We start from the raw sequence: 26,698 nt of genomic DNA, 5'->3' as shown, positions 1-26,698 counted from the left end.
CCGGTCAGCCCTCGGCGGCCGATTCCGCGGCCCAGGCCATGCTCGGCCCGATCGCGTCGACGGCCTGGGAGAGCGGAATGCCGGACCCGTCGCGGCGGCCATGCTCCACCGGCAGGGAACGCGCCACCCCGGCCAGCGAGGAGGCCTTCGCCGGGCCGTGGCCGGCCCAGGCGAGCAGCAGGGTGTCCTCGCCCTTGAGGAAACGATGGGCCCGGACACCGGCCGTGCCGCGGCCCTTGGCCGGGTACTCGGCCAGGGCCGTCACCTTCGCCGAGCCCGGGGCGGTGCCCGGCAGGGCGCCTTCGGTCCCGGCGATCGTGACCACCACGGCTGCGTCGTCGGTGGAACCGGCCGTGCCAAAGTGCAGCACCCGGTCCCCGGCGGCGAGCTTGATCCCGGCCATGCCGCCGGCGGTGCGGCCCTGCGGCCGGACCGCGGAGGCGTTGAAGCGCAGCAGCTGGGCCTGGCGTGTGACGAAAATGAGTTCGACGTCGTCGCCCGCGGCCGGCTCCACGCCCACCACGGTGTCCTTGTCCTTGAGGGCGATCACGTCCCAGTCCTCGCGGTTGAGCGGGTAGTCCGGCTGGACGCGCTTCACCACGCCTTGGGCGGTGCCGATCGCGAGGACCGTATCCAGCGGGGCAAACGCCACCAGGGTCTCGCCCTTGAGCAGGGTGATGAAGTCCTTGGCCGGGACGCCGCCGGCCAGGTTGGGCGTGCCGGCGGTCGGGGGCAGCACCGGCATGTCCATCACCTGGAGCCGGAGCATCCGGCCCTGGGAGGTCACGGCCGCGATCTCGCCGCGTGCGGAGGTCTTCACCACCGAGCGGAACACGTCGTGCTTGGTCCGCGGCCCGGACTCCGCGAGGCTGTCCTGGTTGGCCGTGCGGGCGATCTGGCCGGAGGCGGTCAGGATGGCCCAGCAGGGATCGTCCGCGATTTCCAGGGCTAGCGGCGCGGCCTTGCCCTTGGTGCCGGGGGCGGCGAGGGCGGCGACCGTGGGGGAGACCGCCTCGGATTCGAGCAGCACGGTCCGGCGCGGGGTGCCGTACTTGTCCGCGAGTTCGCCGAGTTCGTCGGACACCAGCCTGCGCAGCAGCTCGGGGGAGTCGAGGATGGCCTGCAGCTCGGCGATCTCCCGGCGCAGTTCGTCCTGTTCCTTTTCCAGTTCGATCCGGGAGTACTTGGTCAGCTGCCGGAGCCGCAGTTCCAGGATGTAGTTGGCCTGGATTTCGGACAGGTCGTAGATCGACATCAGCCGGGTCCGCGCCGCGGCCGCCTCATCGGAGGAGCGGATGATCTGGATGACCTCGTCGATGTCGACGATCGCGACCAGCAGGCCTTCCACCAGGTGCAGGCGGTCCTTCTTCTTGGCCAGCCGGAACGCGGTGCGCCGGCGCACGACGTTGATCCGGTGGTTGACGTAGACGGTGAGCAGCTCCAGCAGGCCCAGGGTCTGCGGCTGGCCGTCAACCAGGGTGACGTTGTTGATCCCGAAGGAGTCTTCCATCGGCGTGAAGCGGTAGAGCTGCTGCAGGACGGCGTTCGGGTTGAAGCCGTTCTTCAGCTCGATCACGAGCCGCAGGCCGTGCTTGCGGTCGGTGAGGTCGACGATGTCGCTGATCCCGGTCAGCTTCTTGCCGTTGACCGCGTCCTTGATCTTCTCGATCACCTTCTCCGGGCCCACCATGTAGGGCAGCTCGGTGACGACCAGACCGGTGCGCCGGGCGGACAGCTGTTCGACGTCGACCTTGGCCCGGGTCTTGAAGGACCCGCGGCCGGTGGCGTAGGCGTCGCGGATCCCGTCCAGGCCCACGATCCGGCCGCCGGTGGGCAGGTCGGGGCCGGGAACGAACTTCATGATGTCATCGAGGGTGGCGTCCGGGTGCGCGATCAGGTGCCGGGCCGCGGCGACCACCTCGCCGAGGTTGTGCGGGGCCATGTTCGTGGCCATGCCGACGGCGATGCCGGTGGCGCCGTTGACCAACAGGTTCGGGAACGCCGCCGGCAGCACCTCCGGCTGGGTCAGCTGGTTGTCGTAGTTGGGGACGAAGTCCACCACGTCTTCGTCCAGGTGGTCCGTCAGGGTCAGCGCCGCTGCCGCGAGCCGCGCCTCGGTGTACCGCGGGGCGGCCGGGCCGTCGTCGAGCGAGCCGAAGTTGCCGTGTCCGTCGATCAGCGGCAGCCGGAGGGAGAAGTCCTGCGCCATCCGGACCATCGCGTCGTAGATGGCGGTGTCGCCGTGCGGGTGCAGCTTGCCCATGACCTCGCCCACCACGCGGGCGCTCTTGACGTGGCCGCGGTCCGGGCGCAGTCCCATTTCGCTCATCATGAACAGGATGCGCCGCTGCACCGGCTTCAGCCCGTCGCGGGCGTCGGGCAGCGCCCGGGAGTAGATCACCGAGTAGGCGTACTCCAGGAACGAACCTTCCATTTCGGAAGTGACGTCGATATCGACGATGTTCTCGTGGAAATCCTGGGCTTCCCCGGCCGGGGGCGTGGTTTGGCGGCGTGCCATGAGGCTGGTGGGTCCTTCTGCGGGGGTGCTGAACGGGTACTGCGCAAGTTTATGGCTAGGCTAAGCCTATGGTGGATCAGCCCCTGGACGGCGTTTATCCGGAACATTGGGAAGCCGATGTCGTGCTGCGCGACGGCGGAACTGCGCACCTGCGCCCCATCCATCCCGCGGATGCGGACGCCGTGCAGGCCTTCCACGTCGGACAGTCGCAGAAGTCCATCTACATGCGCTTCTTCGCGTTCAAGTCCAAACTTTCCGCCAAGGAACTCAAACGCTTCACCGAGGTCGACTACAAGGACCGGGTGGCGCTGGTGATCACCATCGGCGGCGACATCATCGGCATCGGCCGCTACGACCGGCTGCAGGACCCGGCCGAGGCCGAGGTGGCCTTCAACATCGCCGACGCGCACCAGGGACGCGGCATCGGCTCGATCCTACTCGAACACCTTGCCGCCGCCGCCCGGGAAAACGGGATCCGCAAGTTCAGCGCCGAGGTGCTCCCGGAGAACCGCAAGATGCTGATGGTGTTCTCGGACGCGGGCTACGACGTCAAACGGCATTTCGATGACGGCGTCGTCAGCCTCGAGTTCAACATCGATCCCACGGATAAGTCCCGGGCCGTGATGGAGTCCCGCGAACACCGCGCCGAGGCGCGCAGCATCCAGGAACTGCTCGCGCCGTCGTCGGTGGCGGTGATCGGGGCCAGCCGCACCTGGGGCACCGTGGGCTACCAGTTGCTGGAGCACATCATCGAGGGCGGGTTCACCGGCCCGGTCTACGCGATCAACCCCGAGGCCCTCGAACTGGCCGGCATGCTCTCCTTCGCCAAGCTCTCCGACGTCCCCGGCCCGGTCAAGCTCGCCATCATCGCCGTCCCGCACGACGAGGTGCCCAAAGTGGTCCAGGAATGCGGCGAAGCCGGCGTCAAGGGCATCGTGGTGGCCACCGCCGGCTACGCGGACGACGGCGAACGCGGTCTTGCCCGGCAGCGGGACCTGGTCCGCCAGGCCCGCGCCAACGGGATGCGCGTGATCGGCCCGGCCTCGCTCGGGATCGTCAACACCAATCCCGCCGTGTCCCTGAACGCCTCGATGGCCCCGTCCCTGGCCCGCCGCGGCGGCCTCGGCCTGTTCAGCCAGTCGGCGGCGATCGGCGTCGCGCTTTACGCGGCGTCGAGCCGGCGCCGGGTGGGCCTGTCCACCTTCCTCTCGGCCGGCAACCGCGCCGACGTCTCCGGCAACGACATGATGCAGTTCTGGGAGGACGACCCGGACACCACCGCCGTCGGGCTCTACCTCGAATCGATCGGCAACCCGCGCAAGTTTTCCCGGCTGGCCCGCCGGCTGGCCCGGACCAAACCGGTGATCGTGGCCAAATCCGATGCGATGGGGCTGAACCTGCCGCCCGGCCACGCCGTCCGCACCACCCAGGCGCCGACCGAGGCGCTGGACGCGATGATGCGCCAGGCCGGGGTGATCCGGGTCGAGACCATCGAACAGCTCATGGACGTCGCCCAGATCGTGTCCAGCCAGCCGCTGCCGCAGGGGCCCGGGGTGGCCGTGTTCAGCAACTCCAGCGCGCTCGGCAAAGTGGTGGCCGACAGCGCCGCCGCGGCTGGCCTGGGCGTGGAACGCGTCGTGGCCGACGTCGACCTGGACACGGGCATGTCGCGGGCGCTCCCGGCCCTGCGCCGCAGCCTGCAGGAGACGCTGACGATTGAATCGGTGCACGCCGTCGTGGTGGCCCTGCTGCCCGCCCGCGGCCTGACGGTGGAAAAGATCGGTGCCGTGCTGGCTGAGTGTTCGGCGGCCGCCGGGAAGCCGGTCGTCGCCGCCTTCACCGGGATCCTGGACCCGTCCATCTACGTGGAGGGCATGGTCGGCGCCCCCGCAGGGAATGCCGCCGCGGGAGAGGCCGCGGCGGGCGGCGACGCCGCCACGGAACCGGCCCCGGGCGTACCCTGCTACTCCAACCCCGGCGCCGCCGTCGCTGCCCTCGCCGCGGTGGTCCGCTACGCCCAGTGGGTGGTCCGCGACCAGGGCCTGTTCGTCGAGCCCGACGGCTGCGACCCCGAAGCCGCGCACGAGGACCTTGAGGAGCTGCTGCGGCCGGTCGGCGGCGAGCAGCTGGTCCGGCTGGAGCCGGCCGCCGCGGCGAAGCTGCTGGGCCGGTACGGAATCCGGGTGCTGCCATCCGAAGGGTTCGAGGACGAGGACCAGGCCGTGGCGGCCGCCGACCGGCTGGGCTGGCCGGTGGCCCTGAAAACCACGGACCCGGCCCTCCGGCACCGCCTGGACCTCGGCGGGGTCCGCCTCGACATCCAGGACGCCGATTCGCTGCGCCGCAACATCGTCCAGATGCGCCGGTCGCTGCAGCGCTACGGCTCGCCGTCATTGGAGGTGCAGTCCATGGCCCCGGTGGGCCAGGCCTGCACCTTCCGCGCCATCGAGGATCCGCTCCTGGGACCGGTGGTCTCGTTCGGGCTTGCCGGCGACGCCGTCAACCTGCTCGACGACTGGGCCCACCGGGTCCCGCCGCTCTCCGGCTCCGATGTTCACGACTTCATCCGAGCCCCGCGCGCCTCGCGCAAGCTCTTCGGGTATCAGGGGCTGCCCGCCGTCGACGTCGCCGCGCTGGAGGACCTCGCGGCCCGGCTGACCCGGCTCAAGGACAACCATCCGGAAATCGCCCTGGTCGAGTTCAACCCCGTGCTCGCCGGACCCGACGGCGCCGTCATCCTCGCCGCCGACGTCCGGATCGCCAACGCGGCCCAGCGGACCGACACGGCACGCCGCGCCATGCGCAGCTGAACCGCCCCGGACCCCGGCGCGGTTAGCAACTCCCTAGCCGATCTGTGAAAATGGAAGCCATGACCTCCCAGCCCCCAGCACGCCAGCCCCGCGCATCGGTCCCCGGCCGCAACGGCGTGCCGCACCACGGGCTGCACGACCACAGCGCGCAGGGCCAGAGCCTGGAGGGCGCACTCGAGCAGGCCGGCTTTTACCCGCGGCTGGTGGCCGACGTCGTCGCCGACGCGCTGGACGGCCGCGACTGCGTGGCGCACCTGGTGCACCTGGAAACGCACTTCGACCGTGCCGAGGTGCGCCGCCACATCACCGTCCTGGTCCTGACCGAGGACATGCTGGTCATCACCCACGTCGATGACCAGCAACTGGACGAAGCCGGCGAGCAGATCGTCGCGCAGGTCTCCACCGAGTCCGTCCCCGTGACGCAGATCCGCTCCGTCGTGCTCAGCTACGTCTACGCCCAGCCGCAGGACTACAAGCCCTCCGACCCGGTCCGTGAACTGACCCTGTTCATCGCCTGGTCCGGCGGGCAGCGCCTCGACATGGGCCCGGCGAGCTGCGGTGACCCGCAGTGCGAGGCGGACCACGGCTACAGCGGCACCATCGCGCAGGAGGACATTGTGCTCCGGATCAGCGCCGAGGCGGACGGGCTGCAGGCCGTCCAGGACGCCAAGCTGTTCGCCCGCGCGCTCCGGGCCGTGAACACCGGCTCCACCGCGCCCGCCCCGCACGGGACCTCCACCCTGCCGCAGCGGCCCCGCCCGGGCGTCTTCGGCAACCGCCTCAGCCGCGGCCACCAGCGCTGAGATGGGACCGGTCCACGCCGCCTCGTCCCAGGCACCCGCCGCCCCGGACACCGCCCCCGCCGGGTTGCCGGCGCCGCCCGCGTACGGGGAGCGCTCCATCGCCGAAGTCCTCGTCAGCGCCGCCGCCAGCCTGGGCGTCCCCGGCTTCGAGAACCGGCTGAACCTGCCCGCCGCCCGGCACGTCTGCGTGGTCCTGGCCGACGGCCTGGGCCGCCAGCTGCTCAAGCAAAAGACCGCCCACACGCCGTTCCTGCGTTCGGTGCTGCAGGCCGGCCAGGGCGCCGTGCCGGTCTGGCTCGACGCCGCCTTCCCGTCCACCACCGCAGCCTCGCTGGCCAGCTTCGGCACCGGGGCGCCCGCCGGGCAGCACGGCATGGTCGGCTACGACGTCCTTGACCCGGACCAGGACCGTGTGGTCAACATGCTCGGCAACTGGGACGAGGGCGTGGACCCAGAAACGTGGCAGCCGCTGCCCACCGTGTTCGAACGCGCGGCCGGCCATGTGGACGTCACGACCGTCGGACTTCCCAGATTCAGCGGCTCCGCGATGACCCGCGCCGCGCTGCGCGGTGGCCGCTTCCTGCCCGGCACCACCTCGCACGCCCGTACCGCGGCGGCAGCCGAAGCCATGGCCGGCGCGGAACGGTCGCTGATGTACTTCTACATCCACGAACTGGACAAGGCCGGGCACCGCCACGGCTGCCAGTCACCGCAGTGGGAACACCAGCTCGAGGAACTCGACGCCACCGTGCGGCGGCTCAACGCCACCCTCCCGCCCGGCACCACCGTGCTGGTCACCGGGGACCACGGCATGCTCGACGTCCCGGAGTCGCAGCGCATCGATTTTTCCGCCGACCCGGCGCTGACCGCCGGCGTCCGGCACACCGCGGGGGAGCCGCGGATGGTGCACCTCTACCTGGAGGACGGAACGGACGACGCCGGTGCGCAGCGGCTGCTGGACGCCTGGCGGGCGCGCTTCGGGGACCGGATCTGGGCCTTCACCAAGGCCGACGCCCTTGCCGCCGGGTTGTTCGGCCCGCTCCGGGACGGGGTGGGCGGCCGGATCGGCGACGTCATGATCGCCGCCCGCGACGCCCTGGCGTTCTACGACACCCGCAGGGTACCGGCCCGGGCCATGGAGGTGGTCGGCCAGCACGGCTCGTTGACCAAGGCCGAACGCGAAGTGCCGCTGCTGTGCTTCAGCGCGGAAGGAAAACCCCGGGGAGCCAAGGCCGGCTCGAAATCCGGTTCCAAGGCCGGCAGGAAAAGCGCGGCCAAGTAACCCAATCCGGGCGCCGCGCCGGACAGGCCGGGTGGTGCTGGACTGACCGGGCCGCGCCGGACTGGCCGGGCCGTGCTGAACTGGCCGGGCCGTGCTGAACTGGCCGGGCCGTGCTGAACTGGACGGGCCGTGCTGAACTGGACGGGCAGCGCGGGCGGTGGCTAGTCGCTGCGGGTACCGAAAACGATTTCGTCCCAGCTCGGGACGCTGGAACGCTTCGGCCGGGCGGGCTGGCGTTCCGGCGTCTCAGGCTCCCGTTCGGGGCGTGCAGCGTCAGTGCGGGAGTCGTCGCCGCGGGCGGCGGCGGAAGAGCCGTGGCGGGCCTGCCGGGAGGGGCCGCCGCCCAGCAGTTCGTCCAGGCCCGGGCTCGAGGTCGGACCGGACCGGACCGGCCGCAGCTGCGAGGCTGCGATGGTGATCTCCCGGGTTTCGGTGCTGACCCCGTCGTGCAGCTTCAGCGCGTCGTCGTCGTTCTCTTGGTGCCGGGGCGCGAGGCTCAGGCGGGACAGCATCGAAGGCCGCGCATCGCGGCGCCGAGTGAAGGCATCGGGGCCGGGAACCGCGTGCGGCTCAACGGCGGCCGCCGGCGCCTGGTCCCCGTCATCGGTCCCGTCCTCTGCTTCCGGGGCCTCTGCGGTCCCGGGCTCGTCAGCCTCGACGGATTCGTCCAGGTCGTCGTCCTCTTCCAGCGCCGGCACTTCGGAGGGCCGAGGATGGGCGGCGGGGACGCCGTTGGTCAGTAGCATCGCCAGCGCATCGTCCGCGTCCTCATCCAGGCCCAGGCGCTGGCCTCGGCGCGAGCGGAGCATGTCCAGCAGTCCGTCTGCATCCTTGTCCTGCTGGCCGCCCGCCGGGACGACGCTGAGCTGGGAGGTGCTCGGCTGCGCGGCGCTGCGCGCGGCTGCCTCGGCGTCGGTTTCGAAATCAAAGGGCCGGTCCGAGACCGCCGAGAGCCGGCGGGCCGGCACCGGGCCGTCCATCGGTTCGAGCTCGCTGAGCTGCTGGGCCCAGCGGTTGGCGTTCTGCAGGGATTTGCGGGCGGGGCTGAAGGTCCACATGGCCGGCGGTTCTTCGCCGATGGCGGCGTGCGCGCCGGAGGGGGCCTCGAAGCGGGCCACCACGTTCCAGCTGCCGTCGGGCCGGCGCCAGGAATCCCACTCCACGGTGGCCGGGTCGATGCCGTGGGCCCGCAGCCGGTGCACCACCATGTCTTCCAGGGCCGCGGGCTGGTCACCGAAGAAGGACCGGTAGTTGTCGTGGCCCGCGGACGGGGACGCCACCTCGATCTTCCGCGCCTGCTGGGCCACGTACTCGCGTTCGGCGAGCACCGGGCCCTCGTACCGCTGCACCTTCGCCAGCGGCAGGCCGGACAGGGCGGCGACCTCCGCGGCGGTGGCGCCGGCGCGGATCCGGGATTGGATGTCACGCGGGGACAGCGCAATGGGCTCCGCGGCGGGCGCGGCCTTGGCCGTGCTCCGCGCGGCGGCTGCCCTGAGCGCGTCGTCGATCGGCAGCTGGAACATCTCGCCGCCGGTGCCACTGACCAGGAGATGCTCCCCGTCGTCGTGGACGCCTACAAGCCGTAGATCCTGCATACAAATCCTCCACCCTGGCATTACTAACATTCGAAACTCTGCCACCGATGGGCACCTTTTCGGGTTAGGACGGAGGGCGCGCCGTGATTTTCCGCGACTTTCCGGCCCGGACGGGGGCCCGGGCGGGGTTCGGGACCGTCCGCAACGGGGTCCCGGAAGCCGCCGCCACTGGCCTCTGGCGCCCGGGCGGGCATGTGCGTAAAAATGACCCGACGCCGGGCACAAAAAGCCGTTGCCCGGCGTTGACATCGGTGAACCGGCCCGGGCCGGGCGGGGCTACCAGGCGCCGCGGACCCCGGAACGGCGAACCAACCCAACAACTGCGGAGTGTGAGCAACAACTAATGGCGACAGACTACGATGCGCCGCGCAAGACTGAGGAAGACCTCAACGAGGACTCCATCGAGGAACTGAAGGCGCGGCGTACGGACAAGCCTTCCGCGGTGGTCGATGAAGATGAGACGGAACTCGCCGAAGGCTATGAGCTTCCCGGCGCGGACCTTTCCGGCGAGGAACTGCTGGTGCGGGTCCTGCCGGCGCAGGCCGACGAGTTCACGTGCGCGTCCTGTTTCCTGGTCCGGCACCGTTCGCAGATCGCGCGCGAAAAGGACGGACTGAAGTACTGCAAGGACTGCGAGGGCTAGGCCGGAGGGCGCTCTTGCCTCGTCCGGCGCCGGGAACTCAGCGCGAGAGCGCGGCGACCAGTTCGTCCGGATGCCGGGAGGAGGCCAGCCAGTACGGAGTGCGGTCGGCCGGGTCGGTGATCTCGATCCGGACCACCGGATCGATCCAGCCCCGGATGCACATGAACGCCAGTCCGTTGAGCCGGGTGCCCCGCTCGGCGGTGGCGTCTGAACCGCGGAACGCCTCGGCGGAGCCCACGAAACGGCGCTCGATGCTGGCGCGACCGACGCGCAGCGTGCCGGCGGTGACGGTGATGGACGGCGTCGAGAGCACCAGCAGCACCGTGATGATCGCGAAGAGCACGACGGCGGCGGTGATACCGGCGGCCATGCTGATCGGCGCGAACACGAGGATGCCGGCGCCGGAGAGCCCGGCCGCGACCAGCCAGATCCAGAAACTGGGCCAGAGCTTCTCGCGGAAGACTACGGAAGCGTCGTGGGGGCTGCTGCTGGACGCGGGAACGGACGCGCTGGATTCGGGCATGGACCCAGCTTTCCACGTTTCCGGGGCCATTTCACCTCGGAGCCGCCCCGCCGCGGGCGTCCGACAACGGGCGGCTCTCCCGGGGCCCTGCGCGACCGTCCCCGCGGTAGGACGTTCCCTTCCCCGGGCGTTACAGTGGGGAACTGTGACTGAAGAAACCACCGCCGTGACCACCCCGCCGGCAGGCCCCGCAGCCGCCTACGGGACCCCCACCCTGACGGTGGAGCTGAAGATGCTCGACGACGGCCTGGAACCGCCGTCGTACGCCCACCCCGGCGACGCCGGTGCCGACCTGCGCGCCCGCGAGGACGTCGTGCTCCAGCCGGGGGAGCGGCGTCTGGTGCCCACCGGCGTCTCGATCGCCCTTCCCGACGGCTTCGTCGCACTGATCCATCCGCGGTCCGGCCTGGCTACCAAGCACGGACTGACCGTCGTGAACGCGCCGGGCACCGTCGATGCCGGCTACCGGGGCGAGATCGCCGTGACCCTGCTGAACACCGACCGCGAGCAGGCCATCGAACTGCGCCGCGGCGATAGAATTGCACAAATGGTCATCCAGCGCGTGGAGTACGCCCGCTTCGTAGCCGTGGAGGAGCTTGGCGCTTCGGTCCGCGGCGGCGGCGGGTTCGGCTCGACCGGCGGCTTCGGCCCTGCCGGTACCGGCGCCCCCGGGGCCTAGGACCCGGCCGGCCGGCAACCGATACGCGGCGCCCGGTGCCCCGTGCAGGATCACAACTAAGGAGACAACCCATGGTTTTTGGGCGTGGCAAGAAAGCCAAGCAGGAGCAGCCGGCGGACAGCACCGACCTCCCGGAGTCCGCGGCCGCCGCTGAACCGGCGGAAACCCGGCGCGGCGCCGGCCCCTTCGACGTGTCGGAAATTGAGAACCAGGACGGCTACGTCGATCTCGGCGCCCTGCTGATCGCCCCGCGCGAGGGCCTGCAGCTGAGGCTCGAGGTCGAGGAGGCCACCCAGCGCGTCGTGGCCGTCACCATGGACCTGGAGGGCTCCAGCCTCCAGCTTCAGGCCTTCGCCGCGCCCCGGTCCGAGGGCCTGTGGGACGAAATCCGGGAACAGATCGGCCAGTCTGTCGGCAGCCAGGGCGGCCAGGTCGACGAAATCGAAGGCCACTTCGGCATCGAGCTGGTCGCGAAGCTCCCGGCCGGCGACGGCAGCGACGGCTACCGCGTCGCCCGGTTCATCGGCGTCGACGGTCCGCGCTGGTTCCTCCGCGGGGTCCTCGGCGGCGAGGCCGCCCTGGACCGCGGCGCGGCCGCCGGGCTGGAGGAACTGTTCCGGCAGATCGTTGTGGTCCGCGGCGAGAGCCCCATGCCGCCCCGGGAACTGCTGCAGCTTCGGCTTCCGCGGGACACCGGCGTGGCCGCCCCGCAGGAGGCCCCCGAATTCGGGCAGCCCGAACGCGGACCGGAGATTACCCAGATTGGTTGATGCCCCGGGCAGGAAGCCTGCCGACGCCGTTCCGGTGCGCGGGCTGCCCGAACGCGGGCGGGTGCTGTGCCGCGGCTTCATCGAATCCGTGACCTACGCCCCGGTCGGGGAAGTCGCCGCCTTCACCGCCATCATCACGGACCACGACGCCCCGGCGCCCCGGGCCCGCGCCGCGGTGCCCGCACCCCAGGCCGCCCCGGCCGGGAACCGGCGCCGGCGCCCCGCGGCAGCAGCGGACCGGCTGCGTGTGGTCTGGCTTGGCCGGCGCCGCATCCCGGGCGTGAAGGCCGGCCTGGAGCTCCGGCTCGAAGGGATGGTCACGGTGCGCGACGGACTGCCCACCATGTTCAACCCGCGCTACGAAATCCTGTCCCGCCTGGAGGAACAATGAGCACCCCCGACGAACCGCAGCGGCCCGCGCCCCAGCCCACGGTGGCTGAGTCCGCCGCGCCCCAGCCCACGGTGGCGCAGCTCGCCGAAGGCTACGCCGCTAAGGCCGGCCTGCACCGGACCAGCAACGGCAACATCGATGTGCTCAAGAGCGCCGGCGGCGTCCAGGGCATCGCCGAAAGCATCCTCCCCGGTTTGGTCTTCCTGATCGCCTTCACCGTCACCCGGGAACTTCCGCCCGCACTGGTCGGCGCTCTGGCGGTGGCCGCGGTGTTCACTGTCGTGCGGCTGGTCCAGCGCAAACCGCTGACGCAGGCGCTGGCCGGCATTGCCGGCGTCGGCCTGTCCGCCTGGCTCGCCAACTCCACCGGCAAGGCCGAAGACTTCTACGTCCTGGGTTTCTTCACCAACCTCGGTTACATCCTGGCGATGTCCATCTCGATCGCGGTGCGCTGGCCGTTCGCCGGCCTGTTGTTCGGTTTCATCCGGAACGAGGGCCTGGAGTGGCGCAAGCACCCGGCCCGGCTCAAGGCCTACCGGATCGGCACCTGGGTCATCATCTCGGTCCTGGCCCTGCGCCTGCTCGTCCAGGTCCCGCTCTACCTGATGGGGGAGCAGGGCCTGGCCGGCCTGGCGACCACCCGGCTCATCATGGGCGCGCCGCTGTACATCCTGGGCATGTGGGTGGCGTGGCTGCTCACCCGTCCGGCGCCCGCCCCCGCCGACCCCAGCTGACCGCACCCGGCCCCGGACAAGCCAGTCGGACAAGCCAGCAGGACCGGCCGGTTTAAGCCGGCGGACCGGCCGGCCGGGTCAGCCGTCGAAGCCGTCGTCCGCTGCGGCTTGGGCCTCCCGGCCGTGGTGCTCGACGGCGGCCTGGACCGGGCCGCCGGCCGAGTCCGGAGCCGAGAGCAGGGCGCGCAGCCCGTCCTCGGCGGCGATGGTCGTCACGAAGAACAGCTCATCCCCGCCGTCGATCACGTCATCGCGGCTGGGCGTGATGGGCGCCTGGTCACGCAGAATCGCCACCAGGGCCGCGTCCTCGGGCCAGTCAATGTCGCCCACGGTCAGGCCGATCACATGCGAATCGTGCGGCACGGTGAACTCCACGAGCGAAGACACCCCGGTCTGCAGGGTCAGCAACCGGACCAGGTCACCGATCTCCACCGCCTCTTCCACCAGCGCGGTCATCAGCTGCGGGGTGTTCACGGCGACGTCGACGCCCCAGGAATCATCGAACATCCAGTCGTTCTTCGGGTTGTTGACACGGCCCACGGTCCGGCCGACGCCGAACTCCGTCTTGGCCAGCAGCGAGACCACAAGGTTCACCTTGTCATCGCCCGTCGCCGAAACCACGACGTCGGCGTCCTCCAGGCGGGCGTCCTTGAGCGTGCTGAGCTCGCACGCGTCGCCGACCAGCCAGTGCGCGCCGCGCAGGCCGCTGCGGCCGATCACCTCGGGCTTGAGGTCGATCAGCAGGATCTCGTGCTTGTGGGACAGCAATTCACGGGCGATCGAGGACCCGACGCTGCCCGCCCCGACGATGACGACTTTCACTTAGGACTCCTTGGCGGGGGACTTGGCGAGGATGTGGGCAACCTCGGAGGTGCGCTCCACACTGAGCATGGCGTGGACGGTGTCGCCGTCCTGGTACATGGTGCCCGGGCCCGGCAGGATGCCCTCGCCGAAGCGGGTGAGGTAGGCCACGCGGATGTCCGCAGCCTTCTCCAGCGAGGCCACCGGATGGCCGATCCAGCCGGCATCGACATCCACCTCGGCCAGCACGAGCCGGCCCGACGGGTCTCGGAAGTCTCCGGCCAGGTGCTGTTCGGGCAGGATCCGGCGCAGGACCTGGTCCGCGCTCCAGCGCACGGCCGCCACGGTGGGGATGCCCAGGCGCTGGTAGATCTCGGCGCGGCCGGGATCGTAGATCCGGGCCACGACGTGGGGGACATGGAACGTCTCGCGCGCCACCCGGGTGGCCAGGATGTTGGAGTTGTCGCCGCTGGAGACCGCCGCGAAGGCGTACGCCTCTTCGACCCCTGCCTGTTTGAGCGTTTCGCGGTCAAAGCCGACGCCGGTGACCTTGCGGCCGGAGAAGCCGGTGCGGAGCCGCCGGAAGGCACGGTCGTCCTGGTCGATGATCGCGACCGAATGGCCGGCGTCCTCCAGGGTGTGCGCCAGGGTTGCCCCGACGCGGCCGCAACCCATGATCACGAAGTGCGCCACACGTGCCTCCTTAAGCGTCTGTGTCTGTTGCTGCGTAAAACTCTACCGGCGGCAGCCGGTGCGGGCGGCGGAGCATCGCGTCCCGGCCCGGACCGGCGGCAGCCGGGCGGACTCCCGCCGTCATGACATCGCGTGCGAATCAGACTAACTTTGTCTGGTGCTGACAATTTTCAATGCCGTGAAGCGCGTGCTGGTAGGCAGGCCCTTCCGGAACGACCGTCTGGCCCACACCCTGCTGCCCAAGCGGATCGCGCTGCCCATCTTCGCCTCGGACGCACTGTCCTCGGTGGCCTACGCCCCGGACGAAATCCTGCTCACCCTGGCCCTCGCCGGAGTCAGCGCCGTCGCGTTCTCGCCCTGGGTGGGACTGGCCGTCATGGTGGTCCTGCTGACCGTCGTCGCCTCCTACCGGCAGAACGTCCACGCCTACCCCTCCGGCGGCGGCGACTACGAGATCGCCAACGAGAACCTGGGCAAGTACGCCGGGCTCACGGTTGCCTCCGCCCTGCTGGTGGACTACGTGCTCACCGTCGCGGTGTCGATGTCCTCGGCCGCCGCCTACCTGACCACCGCCGTCCCGTCGCTGCACGGCCAGCAGGCCGCGATCGCCACGACCGGCGTCGTAATCCTGGCGCTGGTGAACCTGCGCGGCATCCGCGAGGCGGGCACGGTGTTCGCGGTGCCCACGTACATCTTCATGTTCTCCATCCTGGGCATGACCGCTGTGGGCATCTTCCAGGCCGCCACCGGGCAGCTCGGCCAGGCGCCGTCGGCCGCCTTCGAGATCGTCCCGGCCCCGGGCTTCGACGACGGCCTGGTCGGCCTCGCCGGCGCCTTCCTGCTGCTGCGGGCCTTCTCCTCCGGTGCCGCCGCCCTCACCGGCGTCGAGGCCATCAGCAACGGCGTCCCGAACTTCCAGAAACCCAAGAGCAAGAACGCGGCCACCACCCTGCTGCTGCTCGGCGCGATCGCCGCCTCGATGCTGGCCGGCATCATCTACCTGGCCAACGCCACCAAGGTGCACATCGTGCTGGATCCGGCCAGGGAGTTCCTGCTCAACGGCCAGCCGCTGCCCGAGGGCTACATCCAGAACCCCGCCATCAGCCAGATCGCCCAGACCGTCTTCGGTCCCGGCTCCATCCCGTTCTACATCGTGGTCGCCGCCACCGGCGTGATCCTGGTGTTCGCCTCCAACACCGCCTTCAACGGCTTCCCGGTGCTCGGCTCGATCCTCGCCCAGGACGGGTACCTGCCCCGCCAGCTCCGCACCCGCGGTGACCGCCTCGCGTTCAGCAACGGCGTACTGGCGCTGGCCGCCGGCGCCCTGGTCCTGATCATCTCCTTCGACGCCGACGTCACCAAGCTCATCCAGCTCTACATCGTCGGGGTGTTCATCTCCTTCACCCTGAGCCAGCTGGGCATGATCCGGCACTGGGGCCGGGATTTGAAGCTCGCCAAGGACCCGGCGGCGAAGCTGCGCATGCTCAAGTCCCGCACCATTAACACCATCGGGTTCGGCATGACCGCCCTGGTCCTGGTGATCGTTCTGATCACCAAGTTCGAGCAAGGCGCCTGGATCGCGCTGCTCGCCATGTTCATCCTGTTCCTGATCATGTGGAGCATCCGGGCGCACTACGACAACGTCGCCAAGGAACTGGCCGTGGACGAGGACTCCTCGCCGCGCGCGCTGCCCACCCGCGTGCACGCCGTGCTGCTGGTCTCGCACGTGCGCAAGCCCGTGCTGCGCGCATTGGCCTACGCCCGCGCCTCCCGGCCCTCCCGGCTGGACGCCATCACCGTGGACATCAGCCCGGAGGAGACCGAACAGACGCTGGCGGACTGGGAGAAGCTGGAGATCCCGGTACCGCTGACCGTGCTGGCCAGCCCGTTCCGGGAAACGGTCACCCCGATCATGGAGTACATCAAGAACATGCGGCGCGATTCGCCGCGCGACCTGATCGTCGTCTACATTCCGGAATACGTCGTCGGCAAGTGGTGGGAGCAGCTGGTGCACAACCAGACGGCGCTGCGGATCAAGACCCGGCTGCACTTCGAGCCGGGCGTCATGGTCGCCAGCGTCCCGTGGCAGCTGAAATCGTCCGAAGAAGCAAAGAGACTGCAGGATATCCAATGAGCACCGATACCGGGACCACAGCCCATACCGAACTGACCGTCGACGTCGGGCCCGTCGCGCACGGCGGCCACTGCGTGGCCCGGCACGAGGGACGGGTCATCTTCGTCCGGCACGGCATTCCGGGGGAGAAGGTCCGCATCCGCCTCACCGAGGACGGCGAGTCCGCCAAGTTCTGGCGCGCCGACGTCGTCGAGGTGCTCGAACCCTCGCCGGACCGGGTGGAGCACTTCTGGCACGCGGCCGACGCGCAACGGTCCTGGTCCCACGGCCACCCGCCGGTCGGCGGGGCCGAGCTCGGGCACATCTCGCTGGCCCGCCAGCGCCGGCTCAAGGCCGAGGTGCTGGCCGAACAGCTGCACCGGCTGGCCGGACCGGGCTTCCAGGTCCCGAAGGCTCCGGTCGAGGCTGTGGGGGAGGCCGCCTCGGCTGCGGGCACCGGCCTGGGCTGGCGCACCCGGACAGGGTTCGCCGTGACGCCCGCCGGCCGGATCGGCATGCACGCGCACCGCTCCGAGGCCGTCTTCGCCGTCCGGGAGATGCCGCTGGCCGTCGACGGGATCAACGCGCTCCGGCTCTGGGACCTGGACCTGCAAGGGATTGAACGCGTCGAGGTGGCGGCCCCGGCCAACGGCTCACGGCCGCTGGTGCTGCTGGTGCCGGCCGGCGGCACCAGGCCCAAGCGGCTCGCCGCGATTGCCGCGCGGCTGCCGGAGGACGTCTCCGTGGCGCAGCTGGATCCCGCCACCGGCACGGTCACGCAGCTGCGGGGCCGGACCTGGGTGCAGGAGAGCGCGGCCGGCCACGACTACCGGGTCACCGGCGACGGGTTCTGGCAGATCCACCGCGACGCCCCGGAAACCCTGGTGGGAGCGGTGACCGGGTTCCTTCACGACGGCGGCTACCTCGCCGCCGGGTCGGTGGTGGCGGACCTTTACGCCGGTGCGGGCCTGTTCACCGCGCCCCTGGCCGACGCCGTCGGGGTCACCGGCTCCGTGCTGTCCGTGGAGGGCGCCCCGGGCACCAGCCGGGACGCGCGCAAGAACCTGCACGGTGCGCCCCAGGTCGAGATCGTCCAGGGCAAGGTCGAACGGGTACTGCGGCAGAAGCCGCGCAACTTCGACGCGCTCATCCTGGACCCGCCCCGCGCCGGCGCGGGCAAGGCCGTGGTGAACCAGCTGGTCGCGTCCGGTCCCCGCGCGGTCGCCTATGTTTCCTGCGACCCGGCGTCGTTCGCCCGCGACGTCGGGTACTTCCGGCAGGCCGGCTGGGAACTCGGGGCGCTGCGCGCCTTCGACCTGTATCCGCACACCCACCACATGGAGACTGTGGCGTTGCTGACGCCCCGCCGCTGATGCCACTAGGATGGCGGTAGTAGTCCGACGTCGCGCACTGTCCTCGGCTGAACGGCCACGGGGGCCCTTAGGGGCCGTCCCGCGCGTGGTCCTCATGACACCCGTCTTAGTTAGGGAAGCCTAACTAGCTAGGGGTCTGCGGCGCGACAAAGATGAAACTGTTGCGAGAGGAGTCCTGCGATGAGCACTGTGGACAGCTTCGGTTCAAAAGGCAAACTTAATGTAGCCGGTACCGAATACGAAATTTTCCGGTTGAACTCCGTTGAAGGTGCAGAAAACCTTCCGTTCAGCCTCAAGGTATTGCTTGAAAACCTGCTGCGGACTGAGGACGGCGCCAACATCACGGCCGACCACGTCCGCGCCCTGGCGGGGTGGAACCCCGACGCCGAGCCCGACACCGAAATCCAGTTCACGCCGGCGCGCGTGATCATGCAGGACTTCACCGGCGTGCCCTGCGTTGTCGACCTCGCCACCATGCGCGAGGCCGTCAAGGAACTCGGCGGCGACCCCAAGCGGGTCAACCCGCTGGCACCGGCGGAGATGGTGATCGACCACTCCGTACAGATCGACGCCTTCGGCAACTCCGGCGCCCTCGAGCGCAACATGGAGATCGAGTACCAGCGCAACGGCGAGCGGTACCAGTTCCTCCGGTGGGGCCAGACCGCGTTCGACGACTTCAAGGTCGTCCCGCCGGGAACCGGCATCGTGCACCAGGTCAACATCGAATACCTGGCCCGCACCGTCATGACCCGCGAGGTTGACGGCGTCGTCCGTGCCTACCCGGACACCTGCGTCGGCACCGACTCGCACACCACCATGGTCAACGGCCTGGGCGTGCTCGGCTGGGGCGTCGGCGGCATCGAGGCCGAGGCTGCCATGCTCGGCCAGCCCGTCTCCATGCTGATCCCGCGCGTCGTCGGCTTCAAGCTGACCGGGTCCATCCCGGCCGGCGCCACCGCCACCGACGTCGTGCTCACCATCACCGAGCAGCTGCGCCAGCACGGCGTGGTCGGCAAGTTCGTGGAATTCTACGGCGAAGGCGTCGCGGCCGTGCCGCTGGCCAACCGCGCCACCATCGGCAACATGAGCCCCGAATTCGGCTCCACCGCCGCGATGTTCCCGATCGACGACGTCACCCTCGACTACCTGCGCCTGACCGGCCGCTCCGAGGAGAACGTGGCCCTCGTCGAGGCCTACGCGAAGGAACAGGGCCTCTGGCACGACCCCTCCCGCGAGATCAAGTTCTCCGAGTACCTCGAGCTGGACCTGTCGACGGTTGTCCCGTCGATCTCCGGCCCGAAGCGCCCGCAGGACCGCATCATCCTCAGCGAGTCCAAGGCCCAGTTCCGTGAAGACCTGCGCAACTACGTGAAGGAAGACCTGGCCGACGGCAGCGTCGACGAGGCCATCGACGAAAGCTTCCCCGCTTCCGACGCCCCGTCCTTCACCGCCTCCGGCACGCACCTGACGGACCAGGCCCCGCACGCGCACGGCCCCAAGTCCAACGGGCGCCCGTCCAAGACGGTGGCCGTCAAGACCGCCGACGGACGCGAATTCGAGCTGGACCACGGCGCAGTGTCGATCGCCTCGATCACCTCCTGCACCAACACCTCGAACCCGTCCGTGATGCTGGCCGCCGCCCTGCTGGCCCGCAACGCGGTCGACAAGGGCCTGGCCTCGAAGCCGTGGGTCAAGACCTCGGTCGCCCCCGGTTCCAAGGTCGTCACCGACTACTACAACAAGTCGGGCCTGACCCCGTACCTGGAGAAGCTCGGCTTCTACATCGTCGGCTACGGCTGCGCCACCTGCATCGGCAACTCCGGCCCGCTGGACGCCGAGATCTCCGAGGCCATCCAGGCCAACGACCTCTCCGTCACCGCGGTGCTCTCCGGCAACCGCAACTTCGAAGGCCGGATCAACCCGGACGTCAAGATGAACTACCTGGCCTCCCCGCCGCTGGTCATCGCCTACGCCCTGGCCGGTTCCATGGACTTCGACTTCGAAACCGACCCCCTGGGTCAGGACGAGGCCGGCAACGACGTCTTCCTGAAGGACATCTGGCCGAGCCCGTCCGAGGTGCAGGAAGTCATCGACTCCTCGATCGACAAGGGCATGTTCGCCCGCGGCTACGAAGGCGTATTCGAGGGCGACGACCGCTGGAAGGCGCTCGACACGCCCGCCGGCGACACCTTCGCCTGGGACGAGAAGTCCACCTACGTCCGGAAGCCCCCGTACTTCGAGGGCATGAAGGCCCAGCCGGAGCCGGTCCAGGACATCACCGGTGCGCGCGTGCTGCTCAAGCTCGGCGACTCGGTCACCACGGACCACATCTCCCCGGCCGGTTCCTTCAAGTCCGACACCCCCGCCGGCCAGTACCTGCTGGCCAACGGTGTGGAGCGCAAGGACTTCAACTCCTACGGTTCCCGCCGAGGCAACCACGAGGTCATGATCCGCGGCACGTTCGCGAACATCCGGATCAAGAACCAGCTGCTCGACGGCGTGGAGGGCGGGTTCACCCGCGACTTCACCCAGGCGGACGGCCCGCAGGCCTACGTGTACGACGCCGCGCAGAACTACCAGGCCGCCGGCACCCCGCTGGTCGTCCTGGCCGGCAAGGAGTACGGCTCCGGCTCGTCCCGTGACTGGGCCGCCAAGGGCACCGCACTGCTGGGCGTCAAGGCCGTCATCGCCGAAAGCTACGAGCGCATCCACCGCTCCAACCTGATCGGCATGGGCGTCCTCCCGCTGCAGTACCCGGCCGGCGAGAACGCCGCCAGCCTGGGCCTGACCGGCACCGAGACCTTCGCCGTTGAGGGCGTCACCGCCCTGAACGAAGGCACCACGCCGAAGACGCTCAAGGTCACCGCCACGGCCGAAGACGGCTCCACCAAGTCCTTCGATGCGGTCCTGCGCATCGATACCCCCGGTGAAGCCGACTACTACCGCAATGGCGGCATCCTGCAGTACGTCCTGCGCCAGATTTCGGCTAGCTAGCCAGCTAGCGGCAGTCCGGTAAGAGACCGTGAAAGCCCCGGCCCGTCCCCGACGGACCGGGGCTTTCGCGTTCCGGCGCCCGGCCCGGCGCCGAGGCGTTAGAGTTAAAAGGCATGTCTACTACCCGCAAGGAGGGGCCGTTGGGAATCTTGGAGACCATCCGGAATCCGCAGGACCTGAGCAAACTGTCGCAGGCGCAGCTGGACCAGCTGGCCGCCGAGGTCAGGGAATTCCTCATCGGCAATGTGTCCCAGACCGGCGGCCACCTCGGGCCGAACCTGGGCGTCGTCGAACTCACCATTGCGGTGCACCGGATCTTCGATTCCCCGCGCGACAGCATCGTCTTCGACACCGGCCACCAGTCCTACGTGCACAAGCTCCTCACCGGACGGCAGGACTTCAGCACCCTCCGGCAGCAGGGCGGGCTCTCCGGCTACCCGGACCGGGGTGAGTCCGAGCACGACATCGTCGAAAGCTCCCACGCGTCCTCCTCGCTGTCCTGGGCCGACGGCATCTCGCGCGCCCGCCAGCTCACCGGCGACGGCGACCGCTACGTGATCGCCGTCGTCGGCGACGGCGCCCTCACCGGCGGCATGGCCTGGGAGGCCATCAACAACATCGCCGCGGACAAAAAGCGCCGCGTCGTCATCGTCGTCAACGACAACGGCCGCTCCTACGCCCCGACCGTCGGCGGCGTCGCCGACTACCTGGCCTCGCTGCGGCCCACCATCGACTCGCTCCGGGCCGCCCCCGCCTACGAAGGCGCCCTCGACTGGTGGAAGAAGCGGCTGCAGAACGGCGGCCCCGCCGGGCAGTTCACCTACAAGAGCCTGCACGCCATGAAAAAAGGCATCAAGGACTGGTGGGCGCCGCAAGGCATGTTCGAGGACCTCGGCATGAAGTACATCGGCCCGGTGGACGGACACAACCTGCAGGCCATGGAGAACGCGCTGGCCACGGCGAAAAACTACGCCGGACCAGTGATCGTTCACGCCATGACCGAAAAGGGCCACGGCTACGCCCCCGCCCGGGCCCACGAGGCGGACCAGTTCCACGCCGTCGGCATCATCGACCCGGAAACCGGTGAACCCACCGAGGCCGGGGGAGCCAAGTCCTGGACCTCGGTCTTCGCCGACGAAATCGCCGAGATCGCCGACGAACGCAAGGACATCGTCGGGATCACCGGCGCCATGCTCATCCCCGTCGGGCTGCACAAGTTCGCCGCCCGCCACCCCGAGCGCGTCTTCGACGTCGGCATCGCCGAGCAGCACGCGCTGACCTCCGCGGCCGGCATGGCGTTCGGCGGCCTGCACCCCGTGGTCGCGGTCTACGCCACGTTCCTCAACCGGGCCTTCGACCAGCTGCTGATGGACGTCGCCCTGCACAAGGCCGGCGTCACCGTGGTGCTGGACCGCGCCGGGGTCACCGGGCCCGACGGCGCCAGCCACCACGGCATGTGGGACATGGCCATGGTCCAGATCGTGCCCGGCCTCCACCTGGCCGCCCCCCGCGACGCCACCCGGCTGCGCGAAGAACTGCGCGAGGCGGTCGCCGTCGAGGACGCCCCCACCGTCATCCGCTACTCCAAGGGCACCGTCGGCGCCGAGGTCGAGGCGCTCGAACGGCTCAGCGACGGCGTGGACGTGCTGGCCCGCCGGCCCGCGGGCTCCAGCGAGAACGACGTGCTGATCGTCAGCGTCGGCGCCATGTCCGAACTCGCGCTGGACGTCTCCAACCGGCTCGGCGCGCAGGGCATCAGCTCCACCGTGGTCGATCCGCGCTGGGTGCTGCCGGTGCCGCAGTCCGTCGTCGCCCTCGCCTCCCACCACCGCCTCGTGATCTGCATCGAGGACGGTGTGCGGGCCGGGGGCGTCGGCTCCCGGATTCGCCAGGAAATGCGGGCCGCGGGCGTGGACACCGCCCTCAACGAGGTGGGCCTGCCGGTGGAGTTCCTCGACCACGGCAGCCGGAACCAGGTGCTGGAGCGGGTCGGCCTCACGGCGCAGCAGATCACCCACGACGTCGTCGCCCAGGTTTTGGGCACGAAGGTGCCTTTCGCCCGGCCGCTGCCCGGCCAGCAACACCCCAGCACCGGAAGCCTGCCGATCCTGTGACCGCCACCGAAGGGACAACCATGAGCGGCATCATCCGCCTCTACAAGCGCGACGAAGACGGGGTCCTGCACTTCCGGGAGGCCTGGATCGACGAGGAGTACCACGAGTTCGTGATGAACCACGGCGTCGTGGGCCACCAGAGCACGACCGAGGAAACCGAGGCGGCCGACGCCGAGGCCGGGGACAGCCTGATGGCCGCCTTCGCGGCGCAGTGCGCCGAGGACGGCTACGCGGAGATCCCTGACGAGGACCAGTTCTGGGTGGTGGCGCAGTACGCGCTCAAGACCAAGGACGGCACCAGCCGCGACCGGTACCTGGAGGAAAAGGCCATGGACGCGCTGATCAGCCACCTCGCCTGGCGCGGCCTGGGCATCGTGGACCGCTCCGAGTTCTCCGACGCCAAGCTCAACATCTTCTGCCTCACGCCGGAGGTCAACAAGACCGTCAACGCGATCAAGGTCTGCATCCGGGGCGAGGACCTGGACTTCACCAAGCTGAGCATCGGAGCGGCGCCGTACAACGGGACTGACTTCAAGCTTAAGCACTCGGCCAAACCGGCCAACAGCTTCACCCTCTAGGCGGCACCCGCCTGGAAATCCGTCTGTAAGGAGCCGGGCACGGGTCAACTCAGTTTTGGGGGCAAGCGATTGGAAGGTAACGCAATGACGCGGAAATCACCTCGACCAGGCAGCACTCCACTTCCGGCAGGACTCGCCGCACCGGCGCGCAAGTCCCTGGCGCACGCCGGGCTCGAAACGCTGGAGCACCTGGCCGCGGTGGGCCGCCGCCGGCTCGCCGGGATGCCCGGCATCTGCCCGCGCACCCTCGCCCAACTCCAGGACGCCATGGACGAACACGGGCTGGAACTGCCCGCCGGCTGACCCGGGCCGGGCCTGCCCGGCGGCGGCGCGCCGGCGTTATAGGCTGAATCCCATGACTGATTACCGACGCGTAGGAAATTCCGGACTGACCGTCTCCGCCGTGGGGCTGGGCTGCAACAACCTGGGCCGGGCCAACACCGCCACCGAGTCGCAGGAGGGGACCGACGCCGTCGTGCACGCGGCCCTGGATGCCGGGATCACCTTCTTCGACGTCGCCGACGCCTACGGCCGCGAACCGGGCCTGAGCGAAACCATGCTCGGCAAGGCCCTCGCCGGCCGCCGGGACGACGCCGTGATCGGCACCAAGTTCGGTCTGGACATGCGCGGGACCAACGGCAACGACTTCGGCGCGCGCGGATCCCGCCGGTACATCATCAGGGCGGCCGAGGCCTCCCTGCGGCGGCTGGGCACGGACTGGATCGACCTGTACCAGTTCCACACCCCGGATCCGCAGACCCCGATCGACGAGACCCTCGCTGCCCTCGATGAGCTCGTCACCAGCGGCAAGGTCCGCTACATCGGCCACTCCAACCGGGCCGGCTGGCAGATCGCCGAGGCCGAGTTCGTGGCCCGCGCCCGCGGCGGTGCCCGCTTCATCTCCAGCCAGAACCACTACAACCTGCTCGACCGCCGCGCCGAGCTGGAGGTCACCCCCGCTGCCGAGGCCTACGGCCTGGGCGTGCTGCCGTACTTCCCGCTGGCCAACGGCCTGCTGACCGGCAAGTACTCGCAGGGGAAGGCGCCGGAGGGTTCCCGCCTGAGCCACACCCGCACCAACCTGGTCCACGACGCCGACTGGGACCAGCTGGGCAAGTTCTCGGCCTTCGCCGCGGCCCGGGACCTGACCGAAATCCAGGTGGCCTTCTCCTGGCTCGCGGCCCAGCCCTCCGTCAGCAGCGTGATCGCCGGCGCCACCCGCCCGGAGCAGGTCAAGCAGAACGCCGAAGCCGTAGCCTGGGTCCCGGACGCCGCGGAACTGGCCGAACTCGACGAGATCTTCCCGCGCACGCCGAAGGTCGCCCTGTTCTGAGCGCGGACACACCCGGCGCCCGGGACGCCGAACACCTGATCCTGATGGACGTCGACACCGGGATCGACGACGCACTGGCCCTCGTGTACCTGCTGTCCCGGCCCGAGGTCCGGCTGCAGGCCATCACCTGTACCGCCGGAAACGTCGGGGCACGCCAGGTGGCGCTGAACACGCTGTCGCTGCTGGAGCTGTGCGGGCGGCAGGGGATTGAAGTCGCCACCGGCGCCGAGGTGCCCCTGCAGATTCCGCTGGTCACCACCGAGGAGACCCACGGCCCGCAGGGGATCGGCTACGCCGAGCTGCCCGCCCCCGCACAACCGATTTCGGCCCGGCACGCCGTCGACGTGTGGGTGGAGGAGGTGCGCGCGCACCCGGGGGAGATCACCGGGCTGATCACCGGACCGCTGACCAACTTCGCCCTGGCGCTGCGCCGCGAACCGGAACTGCCGCGCCTGCTCAAGGGCCTGGTGATCATGGGCGGCAGCTTCTACTACCAGGGCAACACGACGCCGACGGCGGAGTGGAACACCGCGGTGGACCCGCATGCCGCCAAGGAGGTCTACGCCGCCTACCGCGGGCTCCCGGAGGACAGACTGCCCGTGGTCTGCGCGCTGGAGACCACCGAGCGGATCGAGATGCTGCCGGAGCATCTCCGGAGGCTCGGCGAGGCCGCCGGGGCCGCCGAACCCGAACTGGTGCTCCCGGACCAGCCCGAGGGCCTGCGCAGCCGCTCCAGCAGCCCGCTGGTGGCGTGCCTGTCGGACGCGATCCGGTTCTACATGGAGTTCCACCGGCTTTACGACCAGGGCTACGTGGCGCACATGCACGACGCCTTCGCCGCCTGCGCCGCCGTCGGACGGACCCCGTTCGGCACCCGGCTGGCCACGGTCGACGTCGAGACCGACTCGCCGCTGCTGGCAGGGACCACGGTGGCCGACTTCCGCGGACTCTGGGGACTGCCGCCGAACGCGCGGATCGTCACCGGCAACGATCCCGGCCAGTGCTTCGAGGAGCTGATCTCCTCCGTCGGTGCGCTGGCCCGCACCCTGGACGGCTAGGATATAAGCTGCGCCGAGGTGACATGAGGCGGTCTTTGCAAACCCAGCTTAAGGACTTTCCCCATGTCACAGCAGCCCCTGACCCTGCCAGCCGCGGACACCCGTGCCGGGGCCACGCGCCGCCGCCGGCTGCTCGAAATCGCGGGTGCCGCGGCCATCGCCGCCACCTACGTCTTCCTGGTCCTCACCCAGCCCGTCGAGATCGCCAACGGCCCGGCGTCGTTCTCCGCCCTGGTGGCCCTCGGCGGCTTCCTGCTTGGCGCGGTGCTCCTGCTTGCCGCGGTGCTGCCCGTCCTGCCCACCTCCACGCTGGCCCTGATGCCGGTGGCGATCGTGCTCAACGTGGTTCTCGGCCAGCTGATGGGCAGCACCGGCCTGCCGTTCTACCTCGACGCGATCGGCACAGTCCTGATCGCCGTCCTGGGCGGCCCGGCCGCCGGCGGCGCCACGGGCGTGCTCGGGAGCATCGTCTGGTCCTTCTTCAACCCCACCGTGCTGCCGTTTGCCGCCGGGGCGGCCCTCATCGGTTTCCTCGCCGGTCTGGCGGCCCGTGCCGGTCTCTTCCGCCGCTTCTACTTCGCCCCGGTGGCGGGGTTCCTCACCGGCATCCTCGCCGGCGTCGTCTCCGCCCCGATCGCGGCTTTCGTCTTCGGCGGGACCGCCGGACTGGGCACCGGGGCGATTGTCAGCGCCTTCCGCGCCATGGGCGACACCCTGCTGGCCGCAATCACCAAGCAGGCCCTGATCTCGGACCCGATGGACAAGGCGATCGTCTTCACGATCGCCGCGCTGCTGGCCTATGCCCTGCCGCGGCGCACCACGTTCCAGTTCGCCTTTGTCCGTCGCTTCCGGGTGCTGGCCGGCAAGGCCCCGGCGGACCCCGCCGCCTAGTC

General features: G+C 70.0%; 22 protein-coding genes. 17 read left to right on the top strand and 5 right to left on the bottom strand.

The genetic code is table 11. The features are described from left to right. Positions 1–4: 4 nt before the first annotated feature. Positions 5–2,518 carry a DNA gyrase/topoisomerase IV subunit A gene (locus tag ACTWLI_RS15220; protein ID WP_445154599.1) on the bottom strand — a complete coding sequence of 838 codons (2,514 nt, stop codon included), beginning with the start codon at positions 2,516–2,518 and terminating at the stop codon, positions 5–7. Positions 2,519–2,586: 68 nt separating this feature from the next. Here ACTWLI_RS15220 and ACTWLI_RS15215 point away from each other — a divergent pair, with 68 nt between their 5' ends. Genes ACTWLI_RS15215 through ACTWLI_RS15205 form a run of 3 tightly spaced genes read left to right on the top strand, consistent with a single transcriptional unit; the run spans position 2,587 to position 7,413 of the window. Then, on the top strand, positions 2,587–5,328 hold the full coding sequence (locus ACTWLI_RS15215) for a bifunctional acetate--CoA ligase family protein/GNAT family N-acetyltransferase (protein ID WP_445154598.1): 2,742 nt from the start codon (positions 2,587–2,589) through the stop codon (positions 5,326–5,328). A gap of 59 nt (positions 5,329–5,387) precedes the next feature. Further along, positions 5,388–6,131 carry a DUF5998 family protein gene (locus ACTWLI_RS15210; RefSeq protein WP_445154597.1) on the top strand — a complete coding sequence of 248 codons (744 nt, stop codon included), beginning with the start codon at positions 5,388–5,390 and terminating at the stop codon, positions 6,129–6,131. A gap of 1 nt (position 6,132) precedes the next feature. Next, positions 6,133–7,413: an alkaline phosphatase family protein gene (locus ACTWLI_RS15205; protein ID WP_445154596.1), complete on the top strand. Its 1,281-nt coding sequence runs from the start codon at positions 6,133–6,135 to the stop codon at positions 7,411–7,413. A 161-nt stretch (positions 7,414–7,574) separates the two neighbouring features. Here ACTWLI_RS15205 and sepH read toward each other — a convergent pair whose 3' ends face one another. Beyond that, positions 7,575–9,008 (bottom strand): septation protein SepH, encoded by a 1,434-nt coding sequence (gene sepH, locus ACTWLI_RS15200; RefSeq protein ID WP_445154595.1) that lies wholly within the window; start codon positions 9,006–9,008, stop codon positions 7,575–7,577. 343 nt (positions 9,009–9,351) lie between these two features. Between sepH and ACTWLI_RS15195 the strand changes: the two genes are divergently transcribed. Then, positions 9,352–9,651, top strand: coding sequence for a DUF4193 domain-containing protein (locus tag ACTWLI_RS15195; RefSeq protein WP_445154594.1), 300 nt, complete (start codon positions 9,352–9,354; stop codon positions 9,649–9,651). A 37-nt stretch (positions 9,652–9,688) separates the two neighbouring features. Here ACTWLI_RS15195 and ACTWLI_RS15190 read toward each other — a convergent pair whose 3' ends face one another. Then, entirely contained in the window at positions 9,689–10,174 is a 486-nt protein-coding gene (locus ACTWLI_RS15190; RefSeq protein WP_445154593.1) for a DUF3093 domain-containing protein, read from the bottom strand. A gap of 145 nt (positions 10,175–10,319) precedes the next feature. Here ACTWLI_RS15190 and dut point away from each other — a divergent pair, with 145 nt between their 5' ends. From dut to ACTWLI_RS15170, 4 genes are all read left to right on the top strand, one after another. Continuing rightward, positions 10,320–10,853, top strand: a complete 534-nt coding sequence (gene dut / locus ACTWLI_RS15185; RefSeq protein WP_445154592.1) for a dUTP diphosphatase — start codon at positions 10,320–10,322, stop codon at positions 10,851–10,853. 71 nt (positions 10,854–10,924) lie between these two features. Continuing rightward, positions 10,925–11,623, top strand: coding sequence for a DUF3710 domain-containing protein (locus tag ACTWLI_RS15180; RefSeq protein ID WP_445154591.1), 699 nt, complete (start codon positions 10,925–10,927; stop codon positions 11,621–11,623). Then, on the top strand, positions 11,616–12,014 hold the full coding sequence (locus ACTWLI_RS15175) for a hypothetical protein (protein WP_445154590.1): 399 nt from the start codon (positions 11,616–11,618) through the stop codon (positions 12,012–12,014). The genes ACTWLI_RS15180 and ACTWLI_RS15175 overlap by 8 nt, the downstream gene beginning before the upstream one ends. After that, a complete protein-coding gene (locus tag ACTWLI_RS15170) occupies positions 12,011–12,748 on the top strand; it encodes a DUF3159 domain-containing protein (protein WP_445154589.1) in 738 nt (245 codons plus the stop codon). Before ACTWLI_RS15175 ends, ACTWLI_RS15170 begins: the two co-directional genes overlap by 4 nt. Positions 12,749–12,826: 78 nt before the next feature. Here the strand turns inward: ACTWLI_RS15170 and ACTWLI_RS15165 are convergent, their stop codons facing one another. Continuing rightward, on the bottom strand, positions 12,827–13,570 hold the full coding sequence (locus tag ACTWLI_RS15165) for a potassium channel family protein (RefSeq protein ID WP_445154588.1): 744 nt from the start codon (positions 13,568–13,570) through the stop codon (positions 12,827–12,829). Continuing rightward, positions 13,571–14,242, bottom strand: a complete 672-nt coding sequence (locus ACTWLI_RS15160) for a potassium channel family protein (RefSeq protein WP_445154587.1) — start codon at positions 14,240–14,242, stop codon at positions 13,571–13,573. A gap of 157 nt (positions 14,243–14,399) precedes the next feature. On the opposite strand from ACTWLI_RS15160, the gene ACTWLI_RS15155 reads away from it, so the two are divergent. The 9 genes from ACTWLI_RS15155 to ACTWLI_RS15115 all read left to right on the top strand — a co-directional run bounded on the left by ACTWLI_RS15155 (position 14,400) and on the right by ACTWLI_RS15115 (position 26,696). After that, positions 14,400–16,376 carry an APC family permease gene (locus ACTWLI_RS15155; RefSeq protein WP_445154586.1) on the top strand — a complete coding sequence of 659 codons (1,977 nt, stop codon included), beginning with the start codon at positions 14,400–14,402 and terminating at the stop codon, positions 16,374–16,376. Continuing rightward, positions 16,373–17,728 carry a class I SAM-dependent RNA methyltransferase gene (locus ACTWLI_RS15150; RefSeq protein ID WP_445154585.1) on the top strand — a complete coding sequence of 452 codons (1,356 nt, stop codon included), beginning with the start codon at positions 16,373–16,375 and terminating at the stop codon, positions 17,726–17,728. Before ACTWLI_RS15155 ends, ACTWLI_RS15150 begins: the two co-directional genes overlap by 4 nt. Before the next feature lie 180 nt (positions 17,729–17,908). Beyond that, entirely contained in the window at positions 17,909–20,722 is a 2,814-nt protein-coding gene (locus ACTWLI_RS15145) for an aconitate hydratase (protein WP_445154584.1), read from the top strand. A gap of 140 nt (positions 20,723–20,862) precedes the next feature. Next, positions 20,863–22,836 carry a 1-deoxy-D-xylulose-5-phosphate synthase gene (gene dxs / locus ACTWLI_RS15140; protein ID WP_445154583.1) on the top strand — a complete coding sequence of 658 codons (1,974 nt, stop codon included), beginning with the start codon at positions 20,863–20,865 and terminating at the stop codon, positions 22,834–22,836. Positions 22,837–22,856: 20 nt separating this feature from the next. After that, on the top strand, positions 22,857–23,414 hold the full coding sequence (locus ACTWLI_RS15135; RefSeq protein ID WP_445154582.1) for a hypothetical protein: 558 nt from the start codon (positions 22,857–22,859) through the stop codon (positions 23,412–23,414). Positions 23,415–23,498: 84 nt separating this feature from the next. Next, the gene (locus tag ACTWLI_RS15130; RefSeq protein WP_445154581.1) at positions 23,499–23,717 is read left to right on the top strand and encodes a hypothetical protein; all 219 of its coding nucleotides are present in this window, start codon (positions 23,499–23,501) and stop codon (positions 23,715–23,717) included. Between the two features lie 52 nt (positions 23,718–23,769). Continuing rightward, the gene (locus ACTWLI_RS15125; protein WP_445154580.1) at positions 23,770–24,747 is read left to right on the top strand and encodes an aldo/keto reductase; all 978 of its coding nucleotides are present in this window, start codon (positions 23,770–23,772) and stop codon (positions 24,745–24,747) included. Between the two features lie 44 nt (positions 24,748–24,791). After that, positions 24,792–25,805 carry a nucleoside hydrolase gene (locus tag ACTWLI_RS15120; protein ID WP_445154579.1) on the top strand — a complete coding sequence of 338 codons (1,014 nt, stop codon included), beginning with the start codon at positions 24,792–24,794 and terminating at the stop codon, positions 25,803–25,805. Between the two features lie 63 nt (positions 25,806–25,868). After that, entirely contained in the window at positions 25,869–26,696 is an 828-nt protein-coding gene (locus ACTWLI_RS15115; protein WP_445154578.1) for an ECF transporter S component, read from the top strand. The last annotated feature ends 2 nt before the right edge of the window (positions 26,697–26,698 follow it).

The sequence above is a fragment of the Arthrobacter sp. Hor0625 genome, from assembly GCF_052567525.1.
Note: the sequence above shows the minus strand (reverse complement) of the source record. Positions and strands in the feature narration are given on the sequence as shown.

Bases quoted from the DNA above. Each gene is read 5' to 3' on its own strand.
- ACTWLI_RS15180 (WP_445154591.1), top strand. From the start codon at position 10,925: ATGGTTTTTGGGCGTGGCAAGAAAGCCAAGCAGGAGCAGCCGGCGGAC.
- ACTWLI_RS15130 (WP_445154581.1), top strand. From the start codon at position 23,499: ATGACGCGGAAATCACCTCGACCAGGCAGCACTCCACTTCCGGCAGGA.
- ACTWLI_RS15150 (WP_445154585.1), top strand. From the start codon at position 16,373: ATGAGCACCGATACCGGGACCACAGCCCATACCGAACTGACCGTCGAC.
- ACTWLI_RS15170 (WP_445154589.1), top strand. From the start codon at position 12,011: ATGAGCACCCCCGACGAACCGCAGCGGCCCGCGCCCCAGCCCACGGTG.
- ACTWLI_RS15115 (WP_445154578.1), top strand. From the start codon at position 25,869: ATGTCACAGCAGCCCCTGACCCTGCCAGCCGCGGACACCCGTGCCGGG.
- ACTWLI_RS15195 (WP_445154594.1), top strand. From the start codon at position 9,352: ATGGCGACAGACTACGATGCGCCGCGCAAGACTGAGGAAGACCTCAAC.
- ACTWLI_RS15135 (WP_445154582.1), top strand. From the start codon at position 22,857: ATGAGCGGCATCATCCGCCTCTACAAGCGCGACGAAGACGGGGTCCTG.
- ACTWLI_RS15215 (WP_445154598.1), top strand. From the start codon at position 2,587: ATGGTGGATCAGCCCCTGGACGGCGTTTATCCGGAACATTGGGAAGCC.
- ACTWLI_RS15190 (WP_445154593.1), bottom strand. From the start codon at position 10,174: ATGCCCGAATCCAGCGCGTCCGTTCCCGCGTCCAGCAGCAGCCCCCAC.
- sepH (WP_445154595.1), bottom strand. From the start codon at position 9,008: ATGCAGGATCTACGGCTTGTAGGCGTCCACGACGACGGGGAGCATCTC.
- ACTWLI_RS15145 (WP_445154584.1), top strand. From the start codon at position 17,909: ATGAGCACTGTGGACAGCTTCGGTTCAAAAGGCAAACTTAATGTAGCC.
- ACTWLI_RS15205 (WP_445154596.1), top strand. From the start codon at position 6,133: ATGGGACCGGTCCACGCCGCCTCGTCCCAGGCACCCGCCGCCCCGGAC.
- ACTWLI_RS15120 (WP_445154579.1), top strand. From the start codon at position 24,792: ATGGACGTCGACACCGGGATCGACGACGCACTGGCCCTCGTGTACCTG.
- ACTWLI_RS15220 (WP_445154599.1), bottom strand. From the start codon at position 2,518: ATGGCACGCCGCCAAACCACGCCCCCGGCCGGGGAAGCCCAGGATTTC.
- ACTWLI_RS15210 (WP_445154597.1), top strand. From the start codon at position 5,388: ATGACCTCCCAGCCCCCAGCACGCCAGCCCCGCGCATCGGTCCCCGGC.
- ACTWLI_RS15125 (WP_445154580.1), top strand. From the start codon at position 23,770: ATGACTGATTACCGACGCGTAGGAAATTCCGGACTGACCGTCTCCGCC.